This window comes from Amycolatopsis sp. NPDC006125 (assembly GCF_040614195.1).
GTDB classification, from domain to species: Bacteria; Actinomycetota; Actinomycetes; order Mycobacteriales; family Pseudonocardiaceae; genus Amycolatopsis_E; species Amycolatopsis_E tucumanensis.
The window spans coordinates 1-26,104 of record NZ_JBEXTZ010000060.1; the positions used below are offsets into that span (position 1 = coordinate 1).

The window sequence follows — 26,104 nt, forward strand, 5'->3', positions numbered from 1 at the left end:
AGTCGCCGATCAGCGGGGTCAAGGTACTCTTTCCCGCCTTGACGCCGCTGCTCGGCGACTGAAACACAATCAGGCATCGGGGGCGGGGGTGGTCGTAAGGTGACCGTTCGGCGCCGTGAGGCGCATTTTCCGCGCGACAGCGCGGCTTTAAAGATCAAAAGAGTCCTCGCCGGACGGGCAGGCTCCGGGATGACCAGGGGACCGTTGTTAGCTCACCTCGGGTGGGTGGTCGCTGGGTGGTCATCCCGTCGCCTTCCGGTTTGTGCATATCACCTCGAGCCAGGGCCGCAAGGTTGGCATGTCAACTCACGCCAGCAGAGAGGTTGCGGCCCCGGCTCAAGGTGATCGTCCAGTGTCAGGCGACGGGATGACCACCCAGCTCGGGGTTTTGTTCACAGATCAAGAGCCTCGTCAGTCGCCGCGGCGGACTGGGCCCAGTAGTGACTGTTCCTTCGGTGTGGTGACCAGCCGGAGGGGGCGCCAGAGGTTCTGGCCCAGTGCCACCACCTGGTCGTCCTTCAGCGTGGTCAGCTGCCGCACCATCTGCGGCGGCAGGCGCCAGATCCGGGCTGCCAGCTCGGCCTGTCCGGCGGGCAGCCGCTGCATCAGCACGACGTCCGCGGCGTTCGCGATCGTCGTCGCCTGGGGGTGCAGGTACGGCAGCACGTAAACCGTCGTGTGCCAGGGCGATCGGGGCGGGAACAGGTCCTGCGGCGTCGGCCCGCCGTCGGTCACCACCAGCAGCGGTGCGTCCTCCGAGGGGCGCGGCAGCTCGACCGGCGACAGCCGCCGGATGGTCACCAGCGGCGACGGTCGCCCGTTCGGCTGGTTGCCCGCTGCCTTCGGCAGCACCTGCCACGCGGCCGGCCGCCCGGTCGCGATGGTCACCCACGCGCCGACCGCCATCGCCCGCAGCGCCACCTGCCGCGCCAGGTACAGGCCACCCACCAGCACGATCCGGGTGGGGGTGGCCCTCAGGGCGGAGATGGTCAGCGGCTCGCCCTTGAGGCCCGAGCCGACGACGATGCCGCCGCGGTCACCGGACGGGCTGATCGCGTCCAGCAGCACCGGGTCGACCACGAACTCGGGCGCGACGCCCGTGTTCCGGCCCGGGTCACGAAGCCGCAGGCTCATGCGGTGCCTCCCATCGGCATGGTCGCGGCGAGCCCGTCGATCTGCAGGCCGCGCAGCGGGGTCAGCGACACACCGACGCGTTCGGCGAGCGTGTTGAGCCGCTCGTCGGCGGTGTCCAGCTCACGCGGGTTGCGCGCGCTCAGCCGGACCACGCCGCGCAGGCCGACCTTGCCCTCGTCGTCCGCGGGCGAGATGGACATCGCCACGGTCGACGACAGCGTGCGCACGCTGGTCAGCGCGTTCAGCGTGGTCGTGATCTTGCCCTTGGGCCAGCTGGTGACGGCGTAGCTGGCGTGGCCGATGCCCGCCGCCGTCGCGCTGGTCCAGCTCTCCTTCAGGTTCACCTTCGCGCCGCCACCGACGGCCGCGGTCAGCTCGGCGGCCGAGATCCCGGCCCGCAGCAGCTCGTCCGGGCTGAGCGGCCGGGTCGGCACGCCCTGCGACTCCAGCGCGTTGCGGACGCGGGACAGCGCGCCGATCAAGGCGCGGTGCGCGCCGACGACGCCGCCGCCGCGCTCGCGGACCGCGTCCGGGCACCGGCGCGGGTCGAGCCGGATCGCCACCCACGTGGTGCGTCGCGCCGCGGCCGGCAGCGGCCCGAGGACCTCCAGGTAGGACGTCAGCGCGGGCGAGTCCGCGGGCAGCGCCGCGCTGCCCGGGTAGCAGTGCCAGATCATCTGGATGGAGTCCAGGACGACGCCGCGGTCCTCCAGGCACGGCGCCAGCGCCGACAGCGGCAGGCTCGGCGCGCCGCCGGCCTGCGTGATCAGCGCGGGCGTGGGCTCGACGAGCAGGACCGCGGTCCACGTGCCGTCGTGCCAGGCGAGCCCGACCTCCTGCAGCTCGTGGTCCTTGCCGTGCGCGACCACCAGGTCCGGCACGACGAGCCGCAGCAGGCTGACGCGCACGTCCTCCGGGCCGGTAACGGACACGTCGCCGGTCGCGATGGCCTGGGCGTCGGGCTTCGGCGGCGTCGACACCCGGTCGTGGCTGCGGAACGAGTAGCGCATCGTAAGTCCAGCCCATTGGGTGAACCACTGACCGCGCCACCGCAGGATCGCGATGATCAGCGCGGCGCCGAGGACGCCGATGCCGACGTAGAGCAGCGACTCGTTGATCGCGATGAGGATCAGCCCGATCGCGAGGCCGATCTCGAGCACCACGAGGTTGGTCACCGGGATCGGGCCGAGCCGGGTGTTCAGGACGCGGCGGCGAGCCGGGGGAGCGACCGGCGCGGGACGTTCGGGGGGCGGCTGCGCCGGCGGCGGCCCACCCTGACCGCCCGGGCCACCGGGTCCACCAGGGCCACCGGGTCCACCAGGGCCGCGACCACCTGGACCGCCAGGCCCACCGGGGCCTCCGGGTCCCTGCGGGCCGCGTGGTCCGGCGGGTCCTCCCGGCCCGCCCGGCACGCCGCCACGCGGTGGCGGGCCCGGCGGACGGCCCCTCGGCGGCGGTGAACCCGGGGGCCCACCCGGACGTGGCGGAGTGGTGACGGACATCCGCTCGTTCTTCCCCTCGTACCTACAGCGATCCCGGCAAGCCGGTCGGCCGGGAACCCGACCCTAGCCGGAGTTGGGAGAAACCCACACCGGCGGAGATCCCGTACCGCTATCCTGCGGAACCGTACCGCGACTCGGGGAGCAGTAGGTCGAGAATGCCGTCTACACCGACAACGAAATCGCAAGTTCACGCTTACCAGTTCGTGCTGCGCCGCATGCAGTCCGCGCTGGTGCGGCGTGACTCGGTCATGCTCCACGATCCGATGCGGACCCACGGCAGAGCGACGATCGTCGGGTTCATCCTGGCGCTGCTCGGTGTCGTCGGCTTCGTGATCTTCGGGTTGATCAGCCCGAAACCGGCCGTGCCGGACTCGGGCAACATCGTGATCGGCAAGGAGTCCGGCGCGATCTACGTCGTCACCGGCAACCCGAAGCAGCTGGTCCCGACCTTCAACCTGGCCTCAGCGCGGCTGCTGCTGATGGCGCAGTCGGGTCAGGGCGGCGCGGCGGCGACGTCGGCGGTGGAGCCGTCGGTCGTGCCCGACGACCAGCTGAAGGACATCCCGCGCGGACGGCTGACGGGCATTGTGGACGGTCCGCAGCTGCTGCCGACCACGTCGCAGCGGGTTTCCGACGACTGGGCGGTGTGCGACCAGCTGACCATCAGGGACGACCTGCCCGACCAGGTCGCCGTGCAGCAGGCCACGAACGCGACGACGGTGCTCGCCGGTGTGTCCAAGCCGGGGCGTGAGCTGGGCGACAATGAGGCCGTGCTGGCCGTCGGCGAGAACGGCAAGCCGTACCTGATCTACCGCCTGGAGCGGAACCCGAACCAGCCCAACGCGAACACGGTGCGCGCTGAACTCGACCCGGACCCGAAGCGTGCCGGTGTCTACACGGCACTGGGCCTGAACCCACAGAACGCGCGGCGCATCTCGATCGGCCTGCTGAACGCCATCCCGCAGGTGACGCCGTTCACCCCGCCGTCAGTTCCCGGACAGGGCAGTCCGTCGCAGTTCTCGGCGCTGGATAACATCAGCCTCTCGGTGGGTGACGTGTTCGCGGTGCCGTTCGCGGACGGCACCAACGTGAACTACGTCATCCTGCAGAACGGCATCCAGCGGGTGTCCCCGGCGGTCGCCGACCTGATCCGGTTCTCGTCCGACTCCAACGCCGCCCCGCGCCCGCAGGAGGTGCGGCCGGACGTGATCAGCAGCATCCGCCAGATCCAGCCCGGTGACGCGGACGCGCTCAAGGTGGACACCATGCCGGCCAAGCTGCCGACGGTCCTGGACCCGACGCAGACCCCGGTGACCTGCCTGGGTTGGAACGTGGTGAACCCCGGCGACCCGACGACCGAGGACCAGCACACGGCCGTCTACGTCGGAACGCAGCTCCCGGTCCCGGCCGACGCGAAGCTGATCCAGATCGGCCAGCCCAGCCCGGACGGCCTGAAGATCGACAACTTCTACATGCCCCCGGGCCGCGGAGCGGTCATCCGGTCGGCGACGTCGAAGCAGTCGTTCGCCACGGGCCCCATCTCACTGGTGACCGACCGGGGCCTGCGGTACGGCGTCCCCGACGCGAACACCGCCAACGCACTGGGCCTGACCGACCCACGGCCGGCGCCGGACGCCATCGTGCGCCTCCTGCCCACCGGAGCGTCGCTGAACGTGCAGGACGCCCAGCGGAGCTACGACTCGGTGCCGGTCTCGCCGAACGCCGGGAGCTTCCCGTCGCAGCAACAACAGGCGTCCGGAAACACCGGCACATCAGGCAACTAGTCCACAAGAGACAGCGGCCCTCAAGCAAAGCGGAGGGCCGCTTTTCTTTTCTCCGCCACCAAACCACCGCCCGGCAACGCAAAGCAGCCGACTACCCCAACCAGACCTCCCCCGCCCCCGATCCACAGCCGATCTTTGGTCGCCGACCAGGCGTGTCAAGGCACGCTTTCCCGCCTTGACACGGCTGCTCGGCGACTGAAACACAATCAGGCATCGGGGGCGGGGGTGGTCGGAAGGTGACCGTTCGAGCGCCGTGAGGCGCTGTTTTTGCGCGACAGCGCGGCTCTAAAGATCAAAAGAGTCCTCGCCGGACGGGCAGGCTCCGGGATGACCAGGGGTTGGGTGCCTCGTCTCACCTCGTGCAGTGGGTCGCCGGGTGGTCATCCCGTCGCCTTCCGGTTTGTGCATATCACCTTGAGCCAGGGCCGCAAGGTTGGCATGTTCGGCTGCCGGAGAGAGCCTGGGTTGCGGCCCAGGCTCAAGGTGATCGTTACGTGTCAGGCGACGGGATGACCACCCAGCTCGGGTTTTGTTCAAAGATCGCGCTCAGCGTGTGCGGCGGATGGTCCTCATCACGAACATGACGACCAGCAGGACCACCAGACCCCCGCCGGTGCCTGCCAGCGCCACGATCATCGGCGTCCAGTTCTTCGGGTTCGCCTCCGGGAGCCCGGACGGCAGCTGCCGTCCCGCCTCCGCGGCCAGGCCCTCCTCGGCGGGCACGATCGCCGTCAGCGCCGCCACCGGGTTGACCACGCCAAAACCGGTGAAGTTGTCCCGGCCGCCCTGCGCGCCCGGGTGCTGCGCGGTCACCCGGATCCGGTTCATGATCTGCCGCGCGTTCAGGTTCGGGTACTGCGCCGCCACCAGCGCCGCCACCCCGGCCACGTACGGCGCCGCGAAGCTCGTCCCTTGGATGGGCGTCGCCTTGTCGTTCTCGATCGTCTGGTTCGCCAGCTGCGACGAGCCCTTCGACGGGTCCAGCGAGATGATGTTCGTGCCCGGCGCGGCCACGCTCACCCACGGCCCGTGCACGCTGAACGGCGCCACCCCGCCGGTCTCGTCGATCGCCGCCACCGACAGCACGTCGTCGGAGAACCACGGCGGCGTCACGATCGACCGGGGCTTGTTCGGGTCGGCCTGGTCGTTCTGCGGGCACGTCTCGGAGGTGTTGCCCGCCGCGGCCACGACCACCACGTTCCGGTCCACCGCGTACCGCACCGCGGCCTGGATCGCCCGCTCGCCGTCGGTGATCGAGCCGTCCGCGGGGCGGCAGTTGTCCACCGACATGTTGATCACGTCGACGTTCAGGTTCACCGCGCGCACGATCGCCTGCGCCAGCGACAGCGTGGTGCCCGCGCCGTTCGCGTCGTTCTGCTGCCGTCCACCGGTCTGCTGGCCGCTGGTGCCGCCCGCCGAGTCCGGTTTGGAGTAGTTCTGGCTGGACTGCCGGATCGACACGATCGTCGAGTCGGGCGCGACGCCGGTGAACCCGATCTGGTCCTGCGGCGTCTGCGCGGCGATGATCCCGGCCACCTCGGTGCCGTGGCCGTCGCAGTCGTTCAGGCCGTTGTCACCGGCCGAGACGTAGTCGCCGCCGCCCTCCAGCCGGGGCAGGTACGGGTGCCGGGTGACGCCGGTGTCGATCACTGCGACCCGGATGCCGCCGCCAGCCGAACCGGTCTTGGCGCGGGCGAGCTGCTGGGCTTCCTCGATCTGGAGGTACTGCTGGCCCCACGGCTTCTCCCGCAGCACGACCTCCTTCTGCCCGAGGTCACGCGTCACGCAGGCGTTCTTCTGCTGGTAGTCGAAGCTGTTGCGGCCACCGTTGTCGCTGGGCAGGTAGCTGGCGACGAACGGCGGCGGCACCGCCCAGTAACCGTCGGAGCCGGTGCCGCCCGTCTGCGCCTGTGCCGTCCCGGTCGCCAGCACGCCGATCGACGCCGCCAGCAGGACGGTCGCCGTCCGGCCGGGCGCACCGAGTCTCCGCACGCGAGTTCCCCCTCGAATCATGCTCAGCCGAACGAGATGTGCCGCAGCGTGGCGTACAGGTCCATGACGGCCAGCGCGAGCGGCAGCACGGTGGCGATGCAGATCGCCTCGAAGATCTCGACGGTGCGGCGCAGCGGCGGCGAGAACCGCTGGTTGGGGAACACGACGCCGACCACCAGCGAACCCGCGCCGATGATCACCAGCGCCCCGAACACCCACAGCAGGCGGCCCATCGGCGTCTGCGTGCCCAGCCAGCCGATCAGGATGCCGGCGCCGGACACGATGCCCGTGGTCAGCAGCGCGACGGCCTGGCTGCCGTTGGCGTAGGAGCGGGCGCGCAGCAGCAGCACCATCGTCGCGACGGCGGCGGTGAGGATGCCCCACACGCCGGGCGCGGTCGCGGTGATGATCGCGGCGATCGCGGTCGCGCTGCCGCACCCGATCAGCAGGCCGGTCATGTAGTTGTGGGCGACGGCCGTGCGGCGCTCGATCTCGGCGTAGTCCGGGAACGTCGTGTCCTCTTTGAGCTCCTCCGCGGTGCCCGGCACGTGCGGCAGCGGCAGCTTGGCCAGCCAGATCGTCGCGCGCGGCAGCAGGGAGATCAGCGCGAGCGCGCCGGCCGCGGTGCCCGCGGCGATGCCGGCCGCAGGGTGCGCGATCAGGGTCGCGATGGTGAACGCGACCACCCCGATCACGCCTGCCGTGGCGGCGGCGATGAACGTCGTGATGCCTGCGCCCATGATCATGATCGCGACCGCGGCCAGGATCACCACCAAACCGCTGGCCAGCAGCAGGTTGGCCCGCACGGTCAGCCCGGGCACGGCGTAGAACCCGGCGACGAACGCGAACGGCAACCCGCCCGCGGCGGCGATCACCACCCCGGTCGCCTCGGCCTGGTAGGCCTTGGCCAGCGTCGCGCCGACCGCGAGGCACGCGATCGCGGCGACACCCGCGGTGAGCGCGGCGGCCAGGCCGTTCCCGCCGAACAGCGGGCCGCCGAAGAACAGGGCCAGGGCCGCGGTGAACAGCGCCAGGCCGCCCGCGATGTGCCCGATGCGCCGCGCGGTCTCCTTGGTCCACGGCCGGAAGGTGTCCGGCTGGGCGTCGGCGATCGCGTCGACCACGTCGTCGTACAGCGGCGGCGGCGGGTTGTCGTTGCGCTTGCGCAGCTGCAGCAGGTCGCCGTCGACGATGCCGAGCGAGGCGAGCGTCCGGCTCGGGTCGAGCGGCGCGTCGCCCAGCTTGGCCAGCGCCCAGCCGCCGTGGCGGGCGCCGCCGTCCGGCGAGGTCTCCCTGGCCATGTCGAGCAGCATCGGCATCAGGTCGGCGACCGCGACGTCGGCCGGCAGCGCCACGTCGATCCTGGTGCGGGGCGCGACCACCGTCACCCTGCTGAATACCGTCGTGCCCGTTGCCACTTGCCTGCCCCCTACCCGAGAGAATGCTGCGGGCTACTTATACCGAACGACCGTGTCCGCGGCAGCCGCTGCCCGTGAATTCCTGCCCAACGTGCACCCGCGGATCGTTCCGGACTGTCGGTGGGCGGTCCTAGTATTACTGCACCTGGCTCCGCCACGGGGGTGGATTCGGGCAATCGGTGCCGGGTTGGGCGGTCTCGGCCTCGGAAGAGGTCGTTGTTCGCTACCGTGTGGGCGCTGGAGGAGCAGGACGACTTGAAGAGGGGACCCTTCGGTGAGCACGCTGCAGTTCAAGAGGTCACCAAGGCTTGCTGCGCCGCGCCCACCGGGCGGTGAGGTCCACCTCGAACCGCCACCCGAGGTGCCCCGCACGATCCCCGGCAACGTCGTCCAGAAGATGATGCCGGTGGTCATGATCGTGGCCACCATGGGCATGGTCGTGGTCATGTTCACCACCGGCGGTGCGGCCGCGCGCAGCCCGCTGACCCTGATGTTCCCGCTGATGATGCTCATGTCGATGGGCGGGATGTTCGCCGGTGGCGGCAAGAGCGGCGGGGCCAAGAAGGCCGAGATGAACGAGGACCGCAAGGACTACCTGCGGTACCTCGGGCAGATGCGCGAGCGGGCCCGCGAGGCGATGGCCGAGCAGCGCGCGTCGCTGGAGTGGGTGCACCCGGATCCGCAGGCGCTGTGGTCGCTGGCCGCGAGCCGCCGCATGTGGGAGCGCCGCCAGAACGACCAGGACTTCCTGCACCTGCGCGTCGGGCGCAGCTCGCACCGGCTGGCCACGCGCCTGGTGCCGCCGCAGACCGGGCCGGTCGACGAGCTGGAGCCGATCGCGACGCTGGCGCTGCGCCGGTTCGTGCGCGCCCACTCGATCGTCCCCGATCTGCCCACCCAGATCACCCTGCGCGGGTTCGCGGCGGTGAGCCTGAGCGGCGACAAGGAGCTGACCCGCGGGCTGACCAGGGCGATGCTGGCCCAGCTGGTCACCTTCCACAGCTGTGACGACGTGCTGCTCGCGTTCGCCACCACCGGCCGCGCGAAGGCCGAGTGGGAGTGGGCGAAGTGGCTGCCGCACGTGCAGCACCCCGAGCTCGCCGACGGCATCGGCCAGCTGCGCATGATGGCCGGTTCGCTCGCGCAGATCGAGCAGTGGCTGGACGCGGAGCTGCGTGACCGGCCGCGGTTCTCGCGCAACGCGACGCCGTCGCCGGACCAGCCGCACATCGTGATCGTGCTGGACGACGCGGAGGTCACCCGCGAGGAGCAGATCATCCTCGAAGAGGGCCTGGTCGGCGTCACCCTGATCGACCTGTCCGACTCCCTGGGCAACCTCGCCGCGCGCCGCGGCCTGCGCCTGGTGGTGGAGAAGGAACGCGTCGGCGCGCGCAGCGGCGGCGGCATCGAGTGGTTCGGCAAGCCGGACACGCTCAGCGTCGTCGAGTGCGAGGCGCTGGCCCGCAAGCTCGCGCCGTACCGCGTCGGCAGCGCCGCGCAGGAGGCGAGCGAGGACGAGCCGCTGCTGTCCAACCCGACGCTGCTGGAGCTGCTCGGCATCCCCGGCGACCCGATGACGTTCGACGTGCAGCAGGCCTGGCGGCCGCGCCCGGTGCGCGACCGCTACCGCGTCCCGTTCGGGATCGGCGAGTTCGGGCAGGCCGTCGAGCTGGACATCAAGGAAGCCGCGATGGAGGGCATGGGCCCGCACGGCCTGTGCATCGGGGCGACCGGTTCCGGTAAGTCGGAGTTCCTGCGCACGCTGGTGCTCGGCCTGCTGGCCACGCACTCCAGCACGACGCTGAACATGATCCTGGTCGACTTCAAGGGTGGTGCGACGTTCCTCGGCCTGGACAAGGCCCCGCACGTCGCGGCGACGATCACCAACCTGGCCGGCGACCTGACGCTGGTCGACCGCATGAAGGACGCGATCGCGGGCGAGGTCGCGCGGCGCCAGGAAGTGCTCGCGAAGGGCAACTACAAGAACGTCTGGGACTACGAGAAGGCCCGCGAGAACGGCGCCGACCTCGACCCGCTGCCCGCGCTGTTCATCTGCATCGACGAGTTCTCCGAGATGCTGACGGCCAAACCGGACTTCATCGACATCTTCCTCCAGATCGGCCGCGTCGGCCGGTCGCTGCAGATGCATATGCTGCTCGCCTCGCAGCGGCTGGAGGAGGGCAAGCTGCGTGGTCTGGACACGTTCCTGTCCTACCGGATCGGTCTGAAGACGTTCTCCGCCGCGGAATCGCGGGCCGCGATCGGCGTGCCGGACGCGTTCGAGCTGCCGTCGATCCCGGGTTCCGGGTACCTGAAGTACGACACGTCCACAATGGTCCGGTTCAAGGCGTCCTACGTGTCCGGTCCGTACCGGCCGGCCGGGATGCAGGCGGCCGGGCCGGTGGCCAACGTCGTGCGCGCCGACAAGCGGCCGCAGCTGTTCGTGCCCGACTTCGTGGAGCTGCCGCCGGAGCCGGAACCGGAGCCGGTGCGCGTCGAGGCCGCGCCCCAGCCGCAGCAGGAGGAGGGCACCGAGCCGACCGAGCTCGAGGTCATCGTCGACCGCCTGATCGGCCAGGGCCCGCCCGCGCACGAGGTGTGGCTGCCGCCGCTGGACGAGTCGAACTCGCTGGACACGCTGCTGCCGAACCTCAACCCGACCGACGACCGGGGTCTGTCGCCGGTTGGCTTCTTCGGCAACGGCAAGCTGCAGGTGCCGATCGGCATCGTCGACCGGCCGTTCGAGCAGCGGCGCGACCCGCTGTGGGCGGACTTCTCCGGCGCTGCCGGTCACGGTGTGATCGTCGGTGGTCCGCAGTCGGGCAAGTCGACCCTCCTGCGCACGCTGATCATGTCGCTGTCGCTGGCCAACACGCCGGAGGAGGCGCAGTTCTACTGCATCGACCTCGGTGGTGGCACGCTCGCCGGCCTCTCCGACCTGCCGCACGTCGGTGGTGTCGCGGTGGCCCGGCGCGAGCCGGACAAGGCGCGCCGCATCGTGGCCGAGCTGAACGCGCTCGCCAACGAGCGGGAAGGCCTGTTCGGGCAGTTGGGCATCGACTCGATGGCCGACTTCCGCAACCGCAAGCGCCGCGGCGAGATCACCCCGGAGCAGGACCCGTTCGGCGACGCGTTCCTGATCGTCGACGGCTGGCGCGCCCTGCGCGACGACTTCGAGGAGCTGGAGCCGCAGATCACCGCGCTGGCCCAGCGCGGTCTGGCCTACGGCGTGCACGTGATCATCTCCGCGAACCGGTGGGCGGACATCCGCCCGGCCATCAAGGACATGCTGGGCACGCGGTTCGAGCTGCGGCTCGGTGACCCGAGCGAATCCGACATCGACCGCCGTACCGCGGTGAACGTGCCCGAGGGCCGTCCCGGCCGCGGCCTGACCCGCGACCGGCTGCACATGCTGATCGGCTTGCCGCGGATCGACGGGTCGAGCGATCCGGAATCGATCGGCGCCGGCGTCGCGGACGCGGTCGCGAAGATCAAGGCCGCCTGGCCGGGCCGCCCGGCGCCGCAGGTGCGGCTGCTGCCGGAGATGGTGTCCTACGAGGACGTGCTGTCGATGGACAAGCAGCGGCACACCAAGCTCATCCCGATCGGCATCAACGAGGACGAGCTGGCGCCGGTCTACCTGGACTTCGACGCCGACCCGCACTTCATCGCCTTCGCCGACGGCGAGTCCGGCAAGACGAACCTGCTGCGGCAGATCACGCGCGGGATCACCGAGCGGTACACGGCGAAGGAAGCGGTCATCGTGCTGGTGGACTACCGGCGCACGATGCTCGGGTTCGTCGAGGGCAACCACCTGCTCGGCTACGCGGTGTCGGCCAACCAGCTGGACGGCATGGTCAAGGACATCGTGGGGTCGATGACCCGGCGGCTGCCCGGGCCGGACGTCACGCAGGAGCAGCTGCGCAACCGGTCCTGGTGGAAGGGGCCGGAGCTGTTCATCGTGGTCGACGACTACGACCTGGTGGCCACGCAGACGTCCAACCCGCTCAAGCCGCTGTCGGAGTTCCTGGCCCAGGCAAAGGACGTCGGCCTGCACATGGTCGTGGTGCGCCGCACGGGTGGCGCGTCGCGGGCGGCCTACGACCCGATCATCGGCAAGCTGAAGGAGATCGCGGCGCCGGGCATCGTGATGAACGGCAGCAAGGACGAGGGCCAGCTGCTGGGCAACGTCAAGCCGTCCGCGATGCCGCCGGGTCGTGGTGTGCTGGTGAGCCGCAAGGTCGGCAAGCAGTTGATGCAGGTGTCGTGGATCCAGCCGGACTGATCAGGACCGTCCACATCGGAGCGGAGCACCAGGGCCGTGTCGCGGCTCTGGTGCCGTTTCTCGGGGGCGCGTCGTGACCTTGCGCGTCGCAGTGGACTTCGGGACGTCGAGCACCTGCGTGGTGGCCGCGCTGAACGGGCGGCCGCCGCAGGTGGTCGTCGTCGACGGGCAGCCGCTCATGTCCTCGGCCGTGTACGCGGCGGCCGACGGCACCCTGTTCGTCGGGCAGGAGGCCGACCGGCAGGCGGCGATGGACCCGTCGCGCTACGAGCCGAACCCGAAGCGCCGCATCGACGAGGGCGAGCTGCTGCTCGGCGACCGCGTCCTGCGGGTCACCGACGTCGTGCGCGCGGTGCTGGAACGCGCCGTCACCGAGGCGCGCCGCCTCGCCAGCAACGCCGAGGTCGGGCTGCTCGTGCTGACCCACCCGGCCGACTGGGGCGCGGTCCGCACCCGGCTGCTGCGCCAGGCCGCGAGTGGTCTGGCCCGCGAGGTCACGCTCGTGCCGGAGCCGGTCGCGGCCGCGGTGTTCCACGCCGCGACCTTCGCGCCCGAGGAGATCAACTCCGACCGCACGGTCGAGATCAGCAACCGTCCCGGCGCGACACTGGCCGTGCTCGACCTCGGCGGCGGCACGGTGGACGTGAGCGTGGTGAGCCGGGTCCCCGGCCACCGCGGCGGGTTCCAGGTGCTCGCCACGCGGGGCGACCCGAGCTTCGGCGGCGCCGACGTCGACCAGTTGCTGCTGGAGCACGTCGGCAGCCTGGTGTCGTCGGCAGACCCGGACGCGTGGCGCCAGCTCGTCGAGGGCCGTGAGCTGACCGACCGGCGCCGTCGCCGCGTGCTACGCCAGGACGTCCGCGGCGCCAAGGAAACGCTGTCCCGGCACGCCTACACCGACGTGCCGATGCCGCCGCCGTTCGCCGACGCGCACGTGACGCGGGAGGACCTGGAGCGCCTGGTCGCCGCGCCGCTGGGCCGCGCCGTCGAACTGACGTGCGCCGCGATCGAGGAGGCCGAGCTGCGCCCGAAGCAGCTCAGCGCGATCTTCCTGGTCGGCGGTTCGAGCCGGATCCCGATGATCTCGCGGCTGGTCCACGAGCGCACCGGCGTGGTTCCGACCACTCTGGACCAGCCGGAGACGGTGGTCGCGCGTGGCGCGCTGCTCGCGGTCCAGAAGGCGCCCGCCGCGCCGCCGCCGCGTGTGCCTTCCCGGCAGCTCGCCGACCAGCGCACCGAGGTGGTGCGCAACCCGAACGCGCCGCGCCCGGGGTTCTCGCCCCGGCCGCCGACACCGCCCGGCGGGTTCAGCGGTCCGGCCGTGCCACGCCAGGCGCCGCAGGGCGTGCGCCGCCCGCCGCCCGGACCGCCGCGCCCCGCCCACCACGGCTCCGGCCCGGGTTCTCCGCCGCGCGGGATCCCCGCGCCACCGTCGCGGAAGAAGCCGAAGCTGCCGTGGATCATCGGCGGCGCGGCCGTGCTCGTCGTCGCCGCGGTGGCCGGGCTGGTGGTCGTGCTGACCGCGGACGGGGAGCCGGAACCGCCGCCGGGGAAGGTCGTCGCGCAGTACCACTACCAGTTCACCGCGCCGCAGGACTGGACGCAGACCGGTGGCTCGCCGGACCTGCGGGAGACGCTGATCAAACCGGACGACGCGCAGCAGCAGTTCGACTCGGTGTCGGTCCAGGAGCACCCGCTGTCCTACGACGCGTCGGCCGATCCCGGCCGGCTCGTCAGTGAGTTGCGGTCGCAGATCGAGGCGGCGCCCGCGCAGTACTCCGGGTTCAACCCGGAAGCCACCTACGCCGGCCGGAAAGTGGTCTTCTACCACCAGGTCCTGCCCGGCCAGAACGCGTCGATCGACTGGTACGCGCTGGCGCAGGGGAACGTCCAGGTGAACGTCGGGTGCGTGTATGCGAACGAAAACGCGCGTCAGCGCGTGGACGCCGCGTGCACGCAGGTGATCCGGACGCTCAACATCAGCGCGTGAAAACCCGTTCGGGTGAGCGCGGCATTCACACGCGCAACTACTTCCGCGAACGGCGGGACAAGGCGGAACCGGCCATGGCAAGGTCATCGTCGTAGGTCCGTAGGCGGTTGGGATCGTTACGGACAACACCACGACGAAGGGGGTAGTTCCTCATGGCAGGCGGCTTTGAAGGGGATCCGGCAGAATTCGCGGCCGCGCACCTGAAGGTGTCCGAGGCCAAGCTGGCGATGGACCAGAACCTGATGCAGCTGGCCAACAACATCGAGGCCACGCAGGCTGGCTGGACCGGTCCGGCGGCCAAGGTGTTCCAGGACGTCATGGACGCGTTCGCCCAGAAGTCGGCGAAGCTGAACGACGCGCTCGAGCACATCGGCGAGATGCTCAAGTCCTCCGGTGTCCAGTACGAGGTGCAGGACCAGGAAGTCAACCAGCAGCTGAGCTCGCTCCAGGCCGCTCTCGAGGGCCTGTGATCGCGGCCTGAGCGCCGTCACCACACCTGACTTCCAGACCAGAAAGGACAATCATGTCGGGCCCGATGAAGGTCGATTACGCCACCATCCACCAGGCGGCCGAGGACTGCAACAAGACCGGCGGCGAGCTGGAGAACCTCTTCACCCAGTTGAAGTCGGACCTCGCTCCGCTGACCAACAGCTGGACCGGTGACGCGCAGCAGGCGTGGCACGACCGGCAGGAGGAGTGGAACCGCGCGCTGGAGGACATGAAGGGTCTCCTCGCCCGCATCGCCACCGCGCTGCCGCAGATCGCGGACGGCTACCAGTCCACGGACACCGGCATCACCAAGATGTTCGGCGGCTGAGTTTTTTCCCGGAAGGGGCCCCGGCGTTGTGCGCCGGGGCCTTTTTCCGTTGGTCAGCGCGGCATTCCGACTTCGTACTGCGCCTGGTCGTTGAGGACGCGGACGGTGACCTTTTTCGGTTGTCCCGCAACGGTCACCGTGCATTCGAACGTGGTGCCCGTGCGGACCGGCTGGTCCTCGGGGCACTGTGCGTTCTTGACGTCTCCTTCGCCGAAGTCCTCGCGGAGGATCTTGACGACGCCGTCCTGGACCGCGGCCCGGTCGAGGGTGTCCCCCTGGAACGCGCCGAGCAGCCACGCGCCGACGCCACCCCCGCCGAGCAGCACGACCACGGCGGCGCCGATCAGGAACGGCTTCTTGGAGCGCTTGGGCTTCTGCTCGCCGAACGCGCCGAACCCCCCGTAGCTCGGCTGCCACTGCCCGCCTTGCTGGGGCTGGGGGCCGGTCGCGGGGCTGGAGGGTTGGTGCTGCGCCTGGCCGGGCTGGTTCCACCCCTGGCCGGGCGGCACCTGGCCGGTTTCGTGCGGGCTCCACGGTTGGGGGACCGGCCCGCTGGTGGGGTTGTGCTGGCTGGGCTGGCCCCAGGGAGCGGCCGTGCCCGCTTGGTCAGTGGGCTGCTGGCCCCACTGCTGCGGAACCGGCCCGCTGGCCGGGCCCTGCTGGCCCCAGTTCTGCCCGGGCGGTAGGGAGCCGGTTTCGGCGGACTGCTGGCCCCAAGGCTGGGGGACCGGCCCGCTCGCGGGGTTGTGCTGGCCGGGCTGGCCCCAGGAGGTAGCCGGACCGGTCTGGTCGGCTGGCTGTTGCCCCCATGGTTGGGGGACCGGCCCGCTGGCGGGGTTGTGCTGGCCGGGCTGGCCCCAAGATGCGGCAGGGCCGTTCGCCGGGCCGGTCTGGTCGGCGGGCTGTTGCCCCCACGGCTGGGGCACCGGCCCGCTGGCGGGATTCTGCTGGCCGGGCTGGCCCCAGGGTGCGGCCGCGCCCGCTTGGTCAGTGGGCTGCTGGCCCCACTGCTGCGGAACCGGCCCGCCGGCCGGGCCCTGTTGTCCCCAGGGCTGGGGGACCGGTCCGCCGGCGGGATTCTGCTGTCCCGGCTGCCACCCCGGCTGTTGCGGCTGGTTCACGCCACTCACCTGCCCTGCCCCTGGATGTCGTCCATCCGGGCGTAGAAATCCGACACCGCCGCGCTGTCCGCCAGCACCGTGACCTGCGACGGGTCCGGGATCTTCGGCAGGTCGACCTCGGACGGCGTGCCGTCGAGCCGGTAGTGGTAGTCGATCTCCAGTTCGTGCCCGTTGCCGGTGATCTTGCCCGTCATCTCGATCTCGGTCAGCTTGCCCCGCGGGTCCAGCACGACTCGCGTCTGCAGCGTCTGCGCCTTCATCTCGGCCGTCAGCTCGGAGCTGATCGCGGCGGGGAAGGTCACCACGTCGTTCTCGATGAACGCCGTCAGGGTCACCTCGGCCATCAGCTCGACGCTGCCGTCGGGCTTGCTGTTGGCGCTCTTCGCGCCGTGGCCGCCCTCCACCGAGTCCTGCACGGCGCCGAGCATCTTGCAGACCGTCTGCGCGCCCTCCCAGTAGCACTCGTTGTACTGGCCCGACGTGTACGGCATCTGCACCCACGGCGTCGGCGCGAGACTGGCGTACACGGGCCCGAGCAGCATGTACTCGACCGGGCTGTTGGCCGGGTGGTAGACGTCCAGGTACTCGTTCGAGTCGAGGTTCGAGTGGTTGCGGCTCAGCCGCGCGGGCGGGTGCCCCAGTTGCACCGCGCTGATCGTCGCGTTCAGGCGCCGCTCGTCGAAGCGCACCACCTGGTCCAGCCGGGTCTTCCGGGTCTCGTTGGCGCTGAACTGGTCGGACAGCTTGTTGAGCGTCTCGTCGAACTTCGCGCTCACGTAGGCGGCGGCGTCCTCGCCGTCGGGCACGGGCGTCCCCGCCTTGGCGCTGCCGCACCCGGCGAGCAGGGCCACGGTGGCGAGCACCGCGGTGAACCTCGGTAGGCTGGATCTCGTTCGCGCGGACACGCCGGTGGCCCCCTCCAGGCGGAAAACCGTGTTCTCGACTGCGCGCAACCCTAGTATGTAGGCCGGGGACACCCCGCCTTCAAGGTCGCCGAACCCGGCGGGTATCTTTATATGTCGTTGTGCGTGCAGCAAGCGTTCGCGCTGGGTACGCACTCGACCCCAAACGCACCGTTGACCACGAGGTAAACCCTTGCCCACGTACAGCCCTAAGCCTGGCGATGTCACCCGTGCCTGGCATGTGATCGATGCCGAGGATGTCGTGCTCGGCCGGCTCGCGACCGAGGTCGCCACGCTGCTGCGCGGCAAGCACAAGCCCACGTATGCACCACACGTGGACACCGGTGACTTCGTCATCATCGTCAACGCCGAGAAGGTCCGCCTGACCGGTAACAAGCGCGACCAGAAGTTCGCGTACCGGCACAGCGGCTACCCGGGCGGTCTGCGCAAGCGCTCGTTCGGCGAGCTGCTCGACACCCGGCCCGACCGGCTGCTGGAGAAGGTCGTCAAGGGCATGCTGCCGAAGAACAAGCTCGGCCGCGCCCAGGCGAAGAAGCTGAAGGTCTACGCAGGCCCGCAGCACCCGCACGCTGCGCAGCAGCCGCAGCCGTTCGAGATCACCAAGATCGCGCAGGTCGCCAAGTGAGTGAGGAAGTGTCTGTGACCAGCACGGAGACCGAGACCGAGGCCCCCGAGGCCACCGAGGCGGTCGTGACCAGCGAGACGCCGGCCGCGCCGCGGCCGTCCCGCGCTGCCGGTGGCTCCGCCCAGACCGTCGGCCGTCGCAAGGAGGCCGTCGTCCGCGTGCGGCTCGTCCCCGGCACCGGCAAGTTCAAGCTCAACGGGCGCAGCCTGGAGGAGTACTTCCCGAACAAGGTGCACCAGCAGCTCATCCGCGAGCCCCTGGTGACCGTCGAGAAGCCGGACTCGTTCGACATCTTCGGCAACCTGACCGGTGGCGGCATCTCGGGCCAGGCGGGCGCGCTGCGCCTCGCGATCGCTCGCGCCCTGGTCGAGGTCGACGCCGACGACCGTCCCGCGCTGAAGAAGGCCGGGTTCCTGACCCGCGACGCGCGTGCGACCGAGCGCAAGAAGTACGGCCTCAAGAAGGCCCGCAAGGCTCCGCAGTACAGCAAGCGCTGACCTGCGCCAGTCCGACGCGAAGGCGCCCATCCGGTTCCGGGTGGGCGCCTTCGTCGTTCCTGTGCAGGTGACACCCAGGCTGGGTATGTAACGTGCGAAAACCGCGTTCTTCCAGCGGAACGCACCCTGGCGACGATGCTCCGGGGGAGCGTTACCGTCGAACCGGGGGACGCTAGGTTGTCGGGGTTGCACGCTCGAGGAGAGGATGAGATGGCTCGCCTTTTCGGCACCGACGGGGTTCGAGGCCTCGCCAACGGGGAGCTGACCCCGGAGCTGGCGCTGTCCGTGGCGGCCAGCGCGGCCCGTGTGCTCGCCGCGCACGACCGCTCGCACCGTCCGGTCGCGGTCGTCGGGCGGGACCCCCGGGCCAGCGGCGAGATGCTGGAGGCCGCCGTCGTGGCCGGCCTCGCGTCGGCGGGCGCGGACGTCCTCCGTGTGGGTGTCCAGCCGACCCCCGCGGTCGCCCATCTGGTCGGCGCCCTCGAAGCCGACCTCGGCGTGATGATCTCCGCGTCGCACAACCCCATGCCGGACAACGGCATCAAGCTCTTCGCCTCCGGCGGGCACAAGCTCCCGGACGGCATCGAGGACGAGATCGAGGCGGGCCTGACCGGTGACGGCCCCCGCCCGACCGGCGCGGAGATCGGCCGGGTCAGCGACGTCGACGACGCCCTCGAGCGCTACACGAACCACCTGCTCGCGGCCACCCCGCACCCGCTCACGGGCCTGCGGATCGTCGTCGACTGCGCCAACGGCGCGGCCTCGTTCGCCGCGCCCGAGGTCTACCGCAAGGCCGGGGCCGAGGTCATCGCCATCCACGCGGAGCCGGACGGCATCAACATCAACGAGGGCTGCGGCTCGACCCACCCGGAGAAGCTCCAGGCGATGGTGGTCGAGCACGGCGCCGACCTGGGCATCGCCCACGACGGCGACGCCGACCGCTGCCTCGCCGTGGACGCCTCCGGCGAGCTGGTGGACGGCGACCAGATCATGGCGATCCTGGCGCTCGCGATGGCCGAGGCCGGGGAGCTGACCCACGACACCCTCGTCGCGACCGTGATGAGCAACCTCGGCCTGCACCTGGCCATGCGCGACCACCGGGTCGACCTGCGCACCACGGCCGTCGGCGACCGGTACGTGCTGGAGGAGCTGCGCGCGGGCGGGTACGCGCTGGGCGGCGAGCAGTCCGGCCACGTGGTGTTCCCGGCGCTCGCCACCACCGGCGACGGCCTGCTCACCGCGCTGCGGGTGATGAGCCGGGTCGCGTCGACCGGCAAGCCGCTGGCCGAGCTGGCCGGCGTGATGCGCAAGCTGCCCCAGGTGCTGGTCAACGTGCGGGTCTCCGACAAGGCGACGGTCGCGAAGTCCGACGTCGTGCGCGAAGCCGTCGAGGCCGTGGAGGCCGAGCTGGGCGACGAGGGCCGCGTCCTGCTGCGCCCGTCCGGCACCGAGCAGCTGGTGCGGGTGATGGTCGAGGCGCCGTCACAGGAAACCGCCCAGGCCGCCGCGGACCGCCTCGCCGGAGTCGTTTCGTCTGTCTCCTGAACCGACTGCGGATTGTCGTACCCGGTAGGTATGTTCTGTGCACGACACGGAGCGAGGGGGAGTGGTCGTGGCCGGGTACGAGGTCGATCCGCAGCAGCTCAGCGCCGCCGCCGGCACGGTGCGGGAGGAGCCGGGGACGCAGCTGCGGTACACGCTGCCCAACCTCAAGGACGTGCGGATCACGGCCGAGGACTTCGGCCGCAAGCACCACGAGTCCTTCGCCGGGTACCAGGCGGGTGTGCAGCGGCTGGTGGCCTGTGTGGACAGCTACGTGCGGGCCTCCGGTGAGTTCGCGGACAAGCTGGGCCGCGCGAGCGGGTCCTACACGGCGGCGGACGACCGGTCCCAGGGCGACGTGCGGACGGCGGCGAGCTGATGGCGGAGCGGCTGCCCACGATCGAGGAGGTCCGGCAGCTCGTCGACGACCCGGGGATCGACGACGAGACCAAGCGCACCCTGCTCGTCCGCTACTTCGACGCGATCGGTGACGTCGACCCGGTCGTCTACGGCTTCGCGAACGAGAACGAGAAGAAGGAGCTGCTGGAGTCCTATCAGGACCGGTTCGGGTTCACCGACCGGGACCTCCAGGACGGCGCCTTCGCCTACGACGCGTACTCCGCGGCGCAGGGCAAGCACGACGCGAACATGCAGGCGGCGCGCGAGGCGCAGGCGCGGGCGGTCGACGACGGGAAGGCGCGCCTCGACTCGCTGAAGGGGTCGGACACCAGCCCGGGGGCGGCGAACTCGAACGAGATCCTCGACGCCGGCGTGCCGGGGCTGGACAGTTTCCGGGTGTGGCTGCCCGTCTACAGCAGGGCGCGCGCGGTGGCGGCGCCCGGGTTGCCGGATTTCCGCTTGCAGGAGCTGATCGACCGCTACGACGAGCAGCGCGACATCCCGTTCGACAAGTTCGCCGCGGGGGTGACCGAGATCGTGCAGGTGCGGGAGTCGGTCGCGGACGCGGCGCCGTCGCAGAACTCCGCGATGCAGGCGTTGTTCGGCTCGTGGGAGGGCGACGGGAAGAGCGCGGCGGCGGCGTCCTGGACGAAGTTCGGGGACGGGGTCAGGGCCGTCGAGCAGTCGCTGGAGCACGCGGCGGACGTGGTGAACCGGACGATCGCCGCGGTCGCCGGCTCGTGCCGGGACAAGGCTTCGTGGGTGCTGCAGTACGCGTTCCAGACGTGGCCGCAGCAGCAGGGCCTGACGGCGCAGGACACCTCGCGCCTCGCGCGGATCGCGGAGCTGGGGCGCAACGCCAGCGCGGACGACTTCAAGCACTTCATCCCGTTCCTGCTGGGGCAGCATTCGCCGTTGGCGGGGCAGCTGCTGGTGGGCTCGTCGTTCGGGATGTCGGACGAGCTGCTGGACGCGGTGCAGTCGTGGGCGAAGAGCTGGCTGGCGGAGTTCTGCCGCTGGTTCGCCGGTTTCGTCGGCGAGTTCCAGACGATGTGCGAGAACACGCGCGTCGCGGTGGCGGCCCAGTGGTCGGCGTTGAACACCGAGTTGCAGCAGGTGCCGGACAACCCGTTCGCTGCGGTCGGCGAGGCCGCGCCGGTCGCGCCGCAGAGCTCCGGTGCCGGTGGCGCGGGCGGCGCCGGCGGTGGCGCCGCGGGTTCGGCGGGTGGCGGTGGCTCGGCGGGCGGCGCGGGTTTCGCGGGTGGCGCTGGCCCGGCGGGTGCGGCGGGTGGCGCGGGTGCGACACCACCACTTGCCCCTCCGGTCGTGCCCCCGGCGGTGGCGCCCGCCGTGCCGGCCGCCGCGCCGGTGCCGGACGAGCAGGACACGCTGACGGTCCAGCGGGGCGACAGCAAGCTCGAACTGACCGAGCCGGACCAGACCGGCCGAATGGCCATCAAGATCGACAACGGCGACGGTCAGCCGAAGGACTACCAGCTCACGTGGGGCACCCCCGACCCGGCGACCCCCGCGTACACCCCGGCCGCCGACGGCAAGATCCACATCGACGACGGCCCACTGCACATCACAGCCGAACGCCCAGCCGGCGAGACCGGCCCAACGGTGATCACGCTCGACGACGGCACGGGCACCCCAACGACGTACACCCTCGGCGAGGAGCCAACCGCGCCCGGCGGCCCCGGGTCCGTCCCCGGTGCCCCGACGACGTACCCCCTGGATGGGGAGCCGCCCGCCCGGACCGCCACACCCGGCGCCGCCGGGTCCGCCCCCGGCCTCTCCACCGACCCAGCCCAGCGCCTCGGCGCGAGCGGCGCATTCGGCGGCCCCGGCCAGTCAGCTGGCGCCGCGGACTTCGCCCCGCTCGCCGATGGAGCCCAGAGGCCGGTGGCTGGGGGTTCCAATGACCCCGCCCACGCGGAGGCCTTCGGAGGTGCTGGCCCCCTCGCTGATGCGGCTCAGCGCGCGGGGGCGGCTGGCGTCTTCGCTGACGTCCTGGCGTCCTCTGGAAACTCCGGCTCCTTGCCCGATCTCGGCACGGGCGCCGCTGGCGCGCCCGATGGCGCCCAGCCAACCGCTTTCGGCTCGGCTGGTTCGGATCACGTTCCCTCCGGCCCAGCCGGTGGCGTGCCGTCCCTTGTGCCTCCCGACCCGGAGGTCCCGGCCGGGACCGCGCTGGGCGGGCAGGAGCACACCACCCCGGCCGCCGCGCTGGGTGGGGTTTCCGATGGACTGGCCGAGCAGGGGGCCGTGAGCGGCTCTCTCGGCGATCCCGGCTCGATCGGGCACTCCTCGGCGCCTCCGGCGTCCGGGGCCGCCCTCGGCACCGCGCCGGGGCTTGATCCGGTCGGCGCGGCTGTCGATCCCAGCGAGATGAGCATGCTCGGCGGCCTGCCACCCGCCGCCGCGGGGAACCAGGGTGGTGAGGATCCCGAGCGGTCCTCCCGCGCCTACCGCGTCGACGGCGACATCTTCGACAGCCCCGGCTCGGGTGGCCGCATCAGCGGCTCCCTGGACGAGGAGGAAACCCGCAGGTGAGCGAGTTCCAGACGAAGCTCGACGCGATCGCCGCCGAGCGCGTCGCCCGTCAGGACCTGATCGGCCGCCGCGTCGAGACGAGTCTTGCGGAGAGCCAGGCCCGCGCCGGCGACCTCACGCGTGAGGCCGCCGCGAGCGTGCAGCGCCTCGCCGAGCAGGCCGCCCGCACGAGGACAGCCGCCGGTTGGGAGCTGCCCGAGAAGACCGACCCCAACGCCTCACTGGGCATGGACTTCGAAGACCCCGAGATGGCGACTGAACCGACGAACCGCCACGCGCCCCCACCGGGACCCCCGGCGCGCCGAGGCCGCCACGCCCGCCCCGACGAACCCGAGGACGACTACTCGAACAAGGACTGGCTGGGCTGATCCCAAAGCCCGCGACCCGACTCCTGTGGGGTGTTGTGGCCGAGGGGCGGGGGCTGTGGTGAGGCTGCCCCGGCGCGGGCTGGGCTTCTGGCGGCGGCGGGGTGTTGTGGCTGGGCGGGTGCGGATGGCGCTGGTGGGGCGCCGGTTGGCCCAGCACGTGCGCGGCTGGGCTTCTGCGGGCGGCGGGGTGTTGTGGCTGGGCGGGCGTGGGCGGCGCCGGTGGGGCGCCGGTTGCCCCCGGAACGTGCGCGCTGGGCTTCTGCGGGCGGCGGGGCGGGCGCGGACGGCGCTGGTGGGGCGCCGGCTGCCCCCGAACGCGCGCGGCCGGACTCCTGCGGCGGACGGAGGCGCAGCTACGCAGCCACCGGCAACGCGTCGCGCGAGAAGTCGATTTCGGCGCGCTTCACGTCCGTCTCCAGCAGCGGCCGGTACTTGTCCGTCCCGGTCAGATGCGTCAGGAAGAACGCCGTGAACAGGGCCCGCACCAGCACCTGCGTCCGGTGGTTCGGCTTCCCGTGCAGCAGGCGCTGGCTCCAGTGGCTGCCCTCAGTCAACGCCAGGTGCGTCGACTTGTCGACCTTCCGGTACTGGACCGGCCCGCCCCACGCCTTGGCTATCGACTCGGCGTTGCCGCCCGCCGGGGCGACCAGGTCGCCGTCCGCGGCGAGGTGCAGCCCGGGCGCCGTCACGTGCACCGCGGCCGCGCTCGCCGACGGCAACGTCTGCGCCGCGGCGAACGTCGCCACCCCGCGCACCCCGCCCGAGGCCGCGGCCAGCACCGCCGATCCGCCGCCGGTCGAGTGGCCCGCCAGGCCAAGCCGGTCCCGGTCGACGCTGATCGCGTCCGGGCCGAGCCGCACCCCGGTCACCACGTCGAGCGTCGTGCGCAGGTCCGCGGCCAGCAGGCGGTGCGACGGCAGCGGACCGAGCTGCGTCGCGGGCGCGGCGGCCACGATGCCCCAGCTCGCCAGATGCGCCAGCAGCCCGCGGTACCGCCCGGGCGGCTGCAACCAACCGTGCCCGAAGGCCACCGCCGGCAGCCCGAGGCCGCTTCGTGGGGTGAACACCACACCGGGCAATCCGGCGAGCGCGAGGTTGCCCCGCAGCACGTCGTGCGGTCCCGCGTGCGACAGCTCTTCGAGCAGCTCCTTGGGCTTGCTGACCATGGTCGAGAGCTTAGGGCAGCCCGCCCCGGCACGGCCGCGCAACATCCTTCGGAAGCGCGGTTTCGCCGAGGTGGAGATGAGCCGGGGGAGCGCGACCGGTATCCCTCGTTAGGCTGGTGGTGTGTGCGGAATCGTGGGATATGTCGGTCACCGGCAGGCGCTGGACGTCGTGCTCGGCGGGCTGCGCCGGATGGAGTACCGCGGGTATGACTCGGCCGGGGTGGCCGTGCTGGACGGCGCCGGCGCGCTGACCGTCGAACGCAAGGCGGGCCGCCTGGCCAACCTGGAGGGCGCGCTCTCCGAACACGGCCTCGACCGGTTCGCGGGCACCGCGGGCATGGGTCACACCCGCTGGGCGACCCACGGCGCGCCCATCGACCGCAACTCGCACCCGCACCGGGACGCCTCGCAGCGCGTCGCGGTCGTGCACAACGGCATCATCGAGAACTTCGCCGCCCTGCGGGCCGAGCTGGAGGCCGACGGTGTCGAGATGACCAGCGACACCGACACCGAGACCGCGGCCCACCTGGTGGCCCGCGCCTACGCCGACGGCCCCACCGAGGGCGACCTGCCGGCCAGCGTCCGGGCCGTGTGCCGCCGCCTCGAAGGCGCGTTCACCCTGGTCGTCACCCACGCCGACCAGCCGGACGTGATCGTCGCCGCGCGGCGGTCGTCGCCGCTGGTCGTGGGGGTCGGCGAGGGCGAGCACTTCGTCGCCTCCGACGTGTCGGCATTCATCGAGCACACCCGCGAGGCCGTCGAGCTGGGCCAGGACCAGGTCGTCGTCATCAGCCGCGACGGCTACGACATCTCCGACTTCGCCGGCGAGCCCGCGCAGGGCAAGCCGTTCACGGTCAACTGGGACCTCTCGGCCGCCGAGAAGGGCGGCCACGAGTACTTCATGCTCAAGGAGATCGAGGAGCAGCCGGAGGCGCTGGCGAACACGCTGCGCGGCCACTTCGACCGCGGCCGCATCATCCTCGACGAGCAGCGCCTGTCCGACCAGGACCTGCGCGAGGTCGACAAGGTGTTCGTGGTGGCCTGCGGCTCGGCCTACCACTCCGGCCTGGTCGCCAAGTACGCGATCGAGCACTGGTGCCGCCTGCCCGTCGAGGTCGAGCTGGCCAGCGAGTTCCGCTACCGCGACCCGGTGCTGGACCGGGACACCCTGGTCGTCGCCGTGTCGCAGTCCGGGGAGACTGCGGACACGCTCGAAGCGATCCGCCACGCCCGCGACCAGAAGGCGCGCGTGCTGGCCGTGTGCAACACCAACGGCGCGCAGATCCCGCGCGAGTCCGACGCCGTGCTCTACACGCACGCCGGGCCGGAGGTCGGGGTCGCGGCGACGAAGACGTTCCTGTCGCAGATCGCGGCGAACTACCTCGTCGGCCTCGCGCTGGCGCAGGCCCGCGGCACGAAGTACCCGGACGAGGTGGCACGCGAGTTCGCCGAGCTGGAGGCCATGCCGGCCGCCGTGCAGAAGGTCCTGTCCACTGTGGACCAGGTGCGCGAGCTGAGCCGGGACATCGCCGACTCGAAGGCCGTGCTGTTCCTGGGCAGGCACGTCGGCTACCCGGTCGCGCTGGAGGGCGCGCTCAAGCTCAAGGAGCTGGCGTACATGCACGCCGAGGCGTTCGCCGCCGGTGAGCTGAAGCACGGCCCGATCGCGTTGATCGAGGAGGGCCTTCCGGTCGTCGTCGTGATGCCGTCGCCGAAGGGCCGCGCGGTGCTGCACGCCAAGCTGGTGTCGAACATCAGCGAGATCCAGGCCCGCGGCGCGCGCACGATCGTCATCGCCGAGGAGGGCGACGACACGGTGCGCCCGTTCGCCGACGAGCTGATCGAGGTCCCGGCGGTGCCGACGCTGCTCCAGCCGCTGGTGTCCACCGTGCCGCTGCAGGTGCTGTCGGCCGAGATCGCTCGCTCGCGTGGTTACGACGTGGACAAGCCGCGGAACCTGGCGAAGTCCGTGACCGTGGAGTAAA

At 71.4% G+C, this 26,104-nt stretch carries 19 protein-coding genes; 12 read left to right on the forward strand and 7 right to left on the reverse strand.

What is annotated here, in order from left to right:
* Nucleotides 1-411: 411 nt before the first annotated feature.
* On the reverse strand, nucleotides 412-1,134 hold the full coding sequence (locus ABZ193_RS27095) for a hypothetical protein (RefSeq protein WP_020417574.1): 723 nt from the start codon (nucleotides 1,132-1,134) through the stop codon (nucleotides 412-414).
* Entirely contained in the window at nucleotides 1,131-2,309 is a 1,179-nt protein-coding gene (eccE, locus tag ABZ193_RS27100) for a type VII secretion protein EccE (RefSeq protein ID WP_020417575.1), read from the reverse strand. Before eccE ends, ABZ193_RS27095 begins: the two co-directional genes overlap by 4 nt.
* 482 nt (nucleotides 2,310-2,791) lie before the next feature.
* Between eccE and eccB the strand changes: the two genes are divergently transcribed.
* Nucleotides 2,792-4,420: a type VII secretion protein EccB gene (eccB, locus tag ABZ193_RS27105; protein ID WP_354711954.1), complete on the forward strand. Its 1,629-nt coding sequence runs from the start codon at nucleotides 2,792-2,794 to the stop codon at nucleotides 4,418-4,420.
* A gap of 546 nt (nucleotides 4,421-4,966) precedes the next feature.
* On the opposite strand, the gene mycP is transcribed toward eccB, so the two are convergent.
* Together mycP and eccD are read right to left on the reverse strand one after the other, a co-directional pair.
* A complete protein-coding gene (gene mycP / locus ABZ193_RS27110; protein ID WP_354711956.1) occupies nucleotides 4,967-6,412 on the reverse strand; it encodes a type VII secretion-associated serine protease mycosin in 1,446 nt (481 codons plus the stop codon).
* A 23-nt stretch (nucleotides 6,413-6,435) separates the two neighbouring features.
* The gene (gene eccD / locus ABZ193_RS27115) at nucleotides 6,436-7,800 is read right to left on the reverse strand and encodes a type VII secretion integral membrane protein EccD (RefSeq protein WP_020417579.1); all 1,365 of its coding nucleotides are present in this window, start codon (nucleotides 7,798-7,800) and stop codon (nucleotides 6,436-6,438) included.
* Between the two features lie 304 nt (nucleotides 7,801-8,104).
* On the opposite strand from eccD, the gene eccCa reads away from it, so the two are divergent.
* From eccCa to ABZ193_RS27135, 4 genes are all read left to right on the forward strand, one after another.
* Nucleotides 8,105-12,115, forward strand: coding sequence for a type VII secretion protein EccCa (gene eccCa, locus ABZ193_RS27120; protein ID WP_237339590.1), 4,011 nt, complete (start codon nucleotides 8,105-8,107; stop codon nucleotides 12,113-12,115).
* A gap of 73 nt (nucleotides 12,116-12,188) precedes the next feature.
* Nucleotides 12,189-14,105 carry a type VII secretion-associated protein gene (locus ABZ193_RS27125; protein ID WP_354711957.1) on the forward strand — a complete coding sequence of 639 codons (1,917 nt, stop codon included), beginning with the start codon at nucleotides 12,189-12,191 and terminating at the stop codon, nucleotides 14,103-14,105.
* 152 nt (nucleotides 14,106-14,257) lie between these two features.
* The gene (locus ABZ193_RS27130) at nucleotides 14,258-14,575 is read left to right on the forward strand and encodes a WXG100 family type VII secretion target (RefSeq protein ID WP_017986646.1); all 318 of its coding nucleotides are present in this window, start codon (nucleotides 14,258-14,260) and stop codon (nucleotides 14,573-14,575) included.
* 53 nt (nucleotides 14,576-14,628) lie between these two features.
* Nucleotides 14,629-14,922, forward strand: coding sequence for a WXG100 family type VII secretion target (locus ABZ193_RS27135; protein WP_027936162.1), 294 nt, complete (start codon nucleotides 14,629-14,631; stop codon nucleotides 14,920-14,922).
* A gap of 53 nt (nucleotides 14,923-14,975) precedes the next feature.
* On the opposite strand, the gene ABZ193_RS27140 is transcribed toward ABZ193_RS27135, so the two are convergent.
* Together ABZ193_RS27140 and ABZ193_RS27145 are read right to left on the reverse strand one after the other, a co-directional pair.
* Nucleotides 14,976-15,431 (reverse strand): DUF4333 domain-containing protein, encoded by a 456-nt coding sequence (locus ABZ193_RS27140; RefSeq protein ID WP_354711958.1) that lies wholly within the window; start codon nucleotides 15,429-15,431, stop codon nucleotides 14,976-14,978.
* A gap of 617 nt (nucleotides 15,432-16,048) precedes the next feature.
* Entirely contained in the window at nucleotides 16,049-16,906 is an 858-nt protein-coding gene (locus tag ABZ193_RS27145) for a hypothetical protein (protein WP_020420001.1), read from the reverse strand.
* A gap of 232 nt (nucleotides 16,907-17,138) precedes the next feature.
* On the opposite strand from ABZ193_RS27145, the gene rplM reads away from it, so the two are divergent.
* The 6 genes from rplM (at nucleotide 17,139) to ABZ193_RS27175 (ending at nucleotide 22,953) form a co-directional block, all read left to right on the forward strand.
* Entirely contained in the window at nucleotides 17,139-17,591 is a 453-nt protein-coding gene (rplM, locus tag ABZ193_RS27150; RefSeq protein ID WP_020420002.1) for a 50S ribosomal protein L13, read from the forward strand.
* A 14-nt stretch (nucleotides 17,592-17,605) separates the two neighbouring features.
* Complete coding sequence (rpsI, locus tag ABZ193_RS27155; RefSeq protein WP_017986651.1) at nucleotides 17,606-18,088, forward strand: 30S ribosomal protein S9; 483 nt, start codon at nucleotides 17,606-17,608, stop codon at nucleotides 18,086-18,088.
* Nucleotides 18,089-18,298: 210 nt separating this feature from the next.
* Nucleotides 18,299-19,633 carry a phosphoglucosamine mutase gene (gene glmM, locus ABZ193_RS27160; protein ID WP_354711960.1) on the forward strand — a complete coding sequence of 445 codons (1,335 nt, stop codon included), beginning with the start codon at nucleotides 18,299-18,301 and terminating at the stop codon, nucleotides 19,631-19,633.
* Between the two features lie 67 nt (nucleotides 19,634-19,700).
* A complete protein-coding gene (locus ABZ193_RS27165) occupies nucleotides 19,701-20,009 on the forward strand; it encodes a hypothetical protein (protein WP_354711961.1) in 309 nt (102 codons plus the stop codon).
* Nucleotides 20,009-22,585, forward strand: coding sequence for a hypothetical protein (locus ABZ193_RS27170; protein ID WP_354711962.1), 2,577 nt, complete (start codon nucleotides 20,009-20,011; stop codon nucleotides 22,583-22,585). Before ABZ193_RS27165 ends, ABZ193_RS27170 begins: the two co-directional genes overlap by 1 nt.
* Nucleotides 22,582-22,953 (forward strand): hypothetical protein, encoded by a 372-nt coding sequence (locus tag ABZ193_RS27175; protein WP_354711964.1) that lies wholly within the window; start codon nucleotides 22,582-22,584, stop codon nucleotides 22,951-22,953. The genes ABZ193_RS27170 and ABZ193_RS27175 overlap by 4 nt, the downstream gene beginning before the upstream one ends.
* A 353-nt stretch (nucleotides 22,954-23,306) precedes the next feature.
* On the opposite strand, the gene ABZ193_RS27180 is transcribed toward ABZ193_RS27175, so the two are convergent.
* Nucleotides 23,307-24,119, reverse strand: a complete 813-nt coding sequence (locus ABZ193_RS27180) for a dienelactone hydrolase (protein ID WP_020420007.1) — start codon at nucleotides 24,117-24,119, stop codon at nucleotides 23,307-23,309.
* Nucleotides 24,120-24,240: 121 nt separating this feature from the next.
* Between ABZ193_RS27180 and glmS the strand changes: the two genes are divergently transcribed.
* Nucleotides 24,241-26,103 (forward strand): glutamine--fructose-6-phosphate transaminase (isomerizing), encoded by a 1,863-nt coding sequence (glmS, locus tag ABZ193_RS27185; RefSeq protein WP_354711966.1) that lies wholly within the window; start codon nucleotides 24,241-24,243, stop codon nucleotides 26,101-26,103.
* Nucleotide 26,104 lies beyond the last annotated feature (1 nt).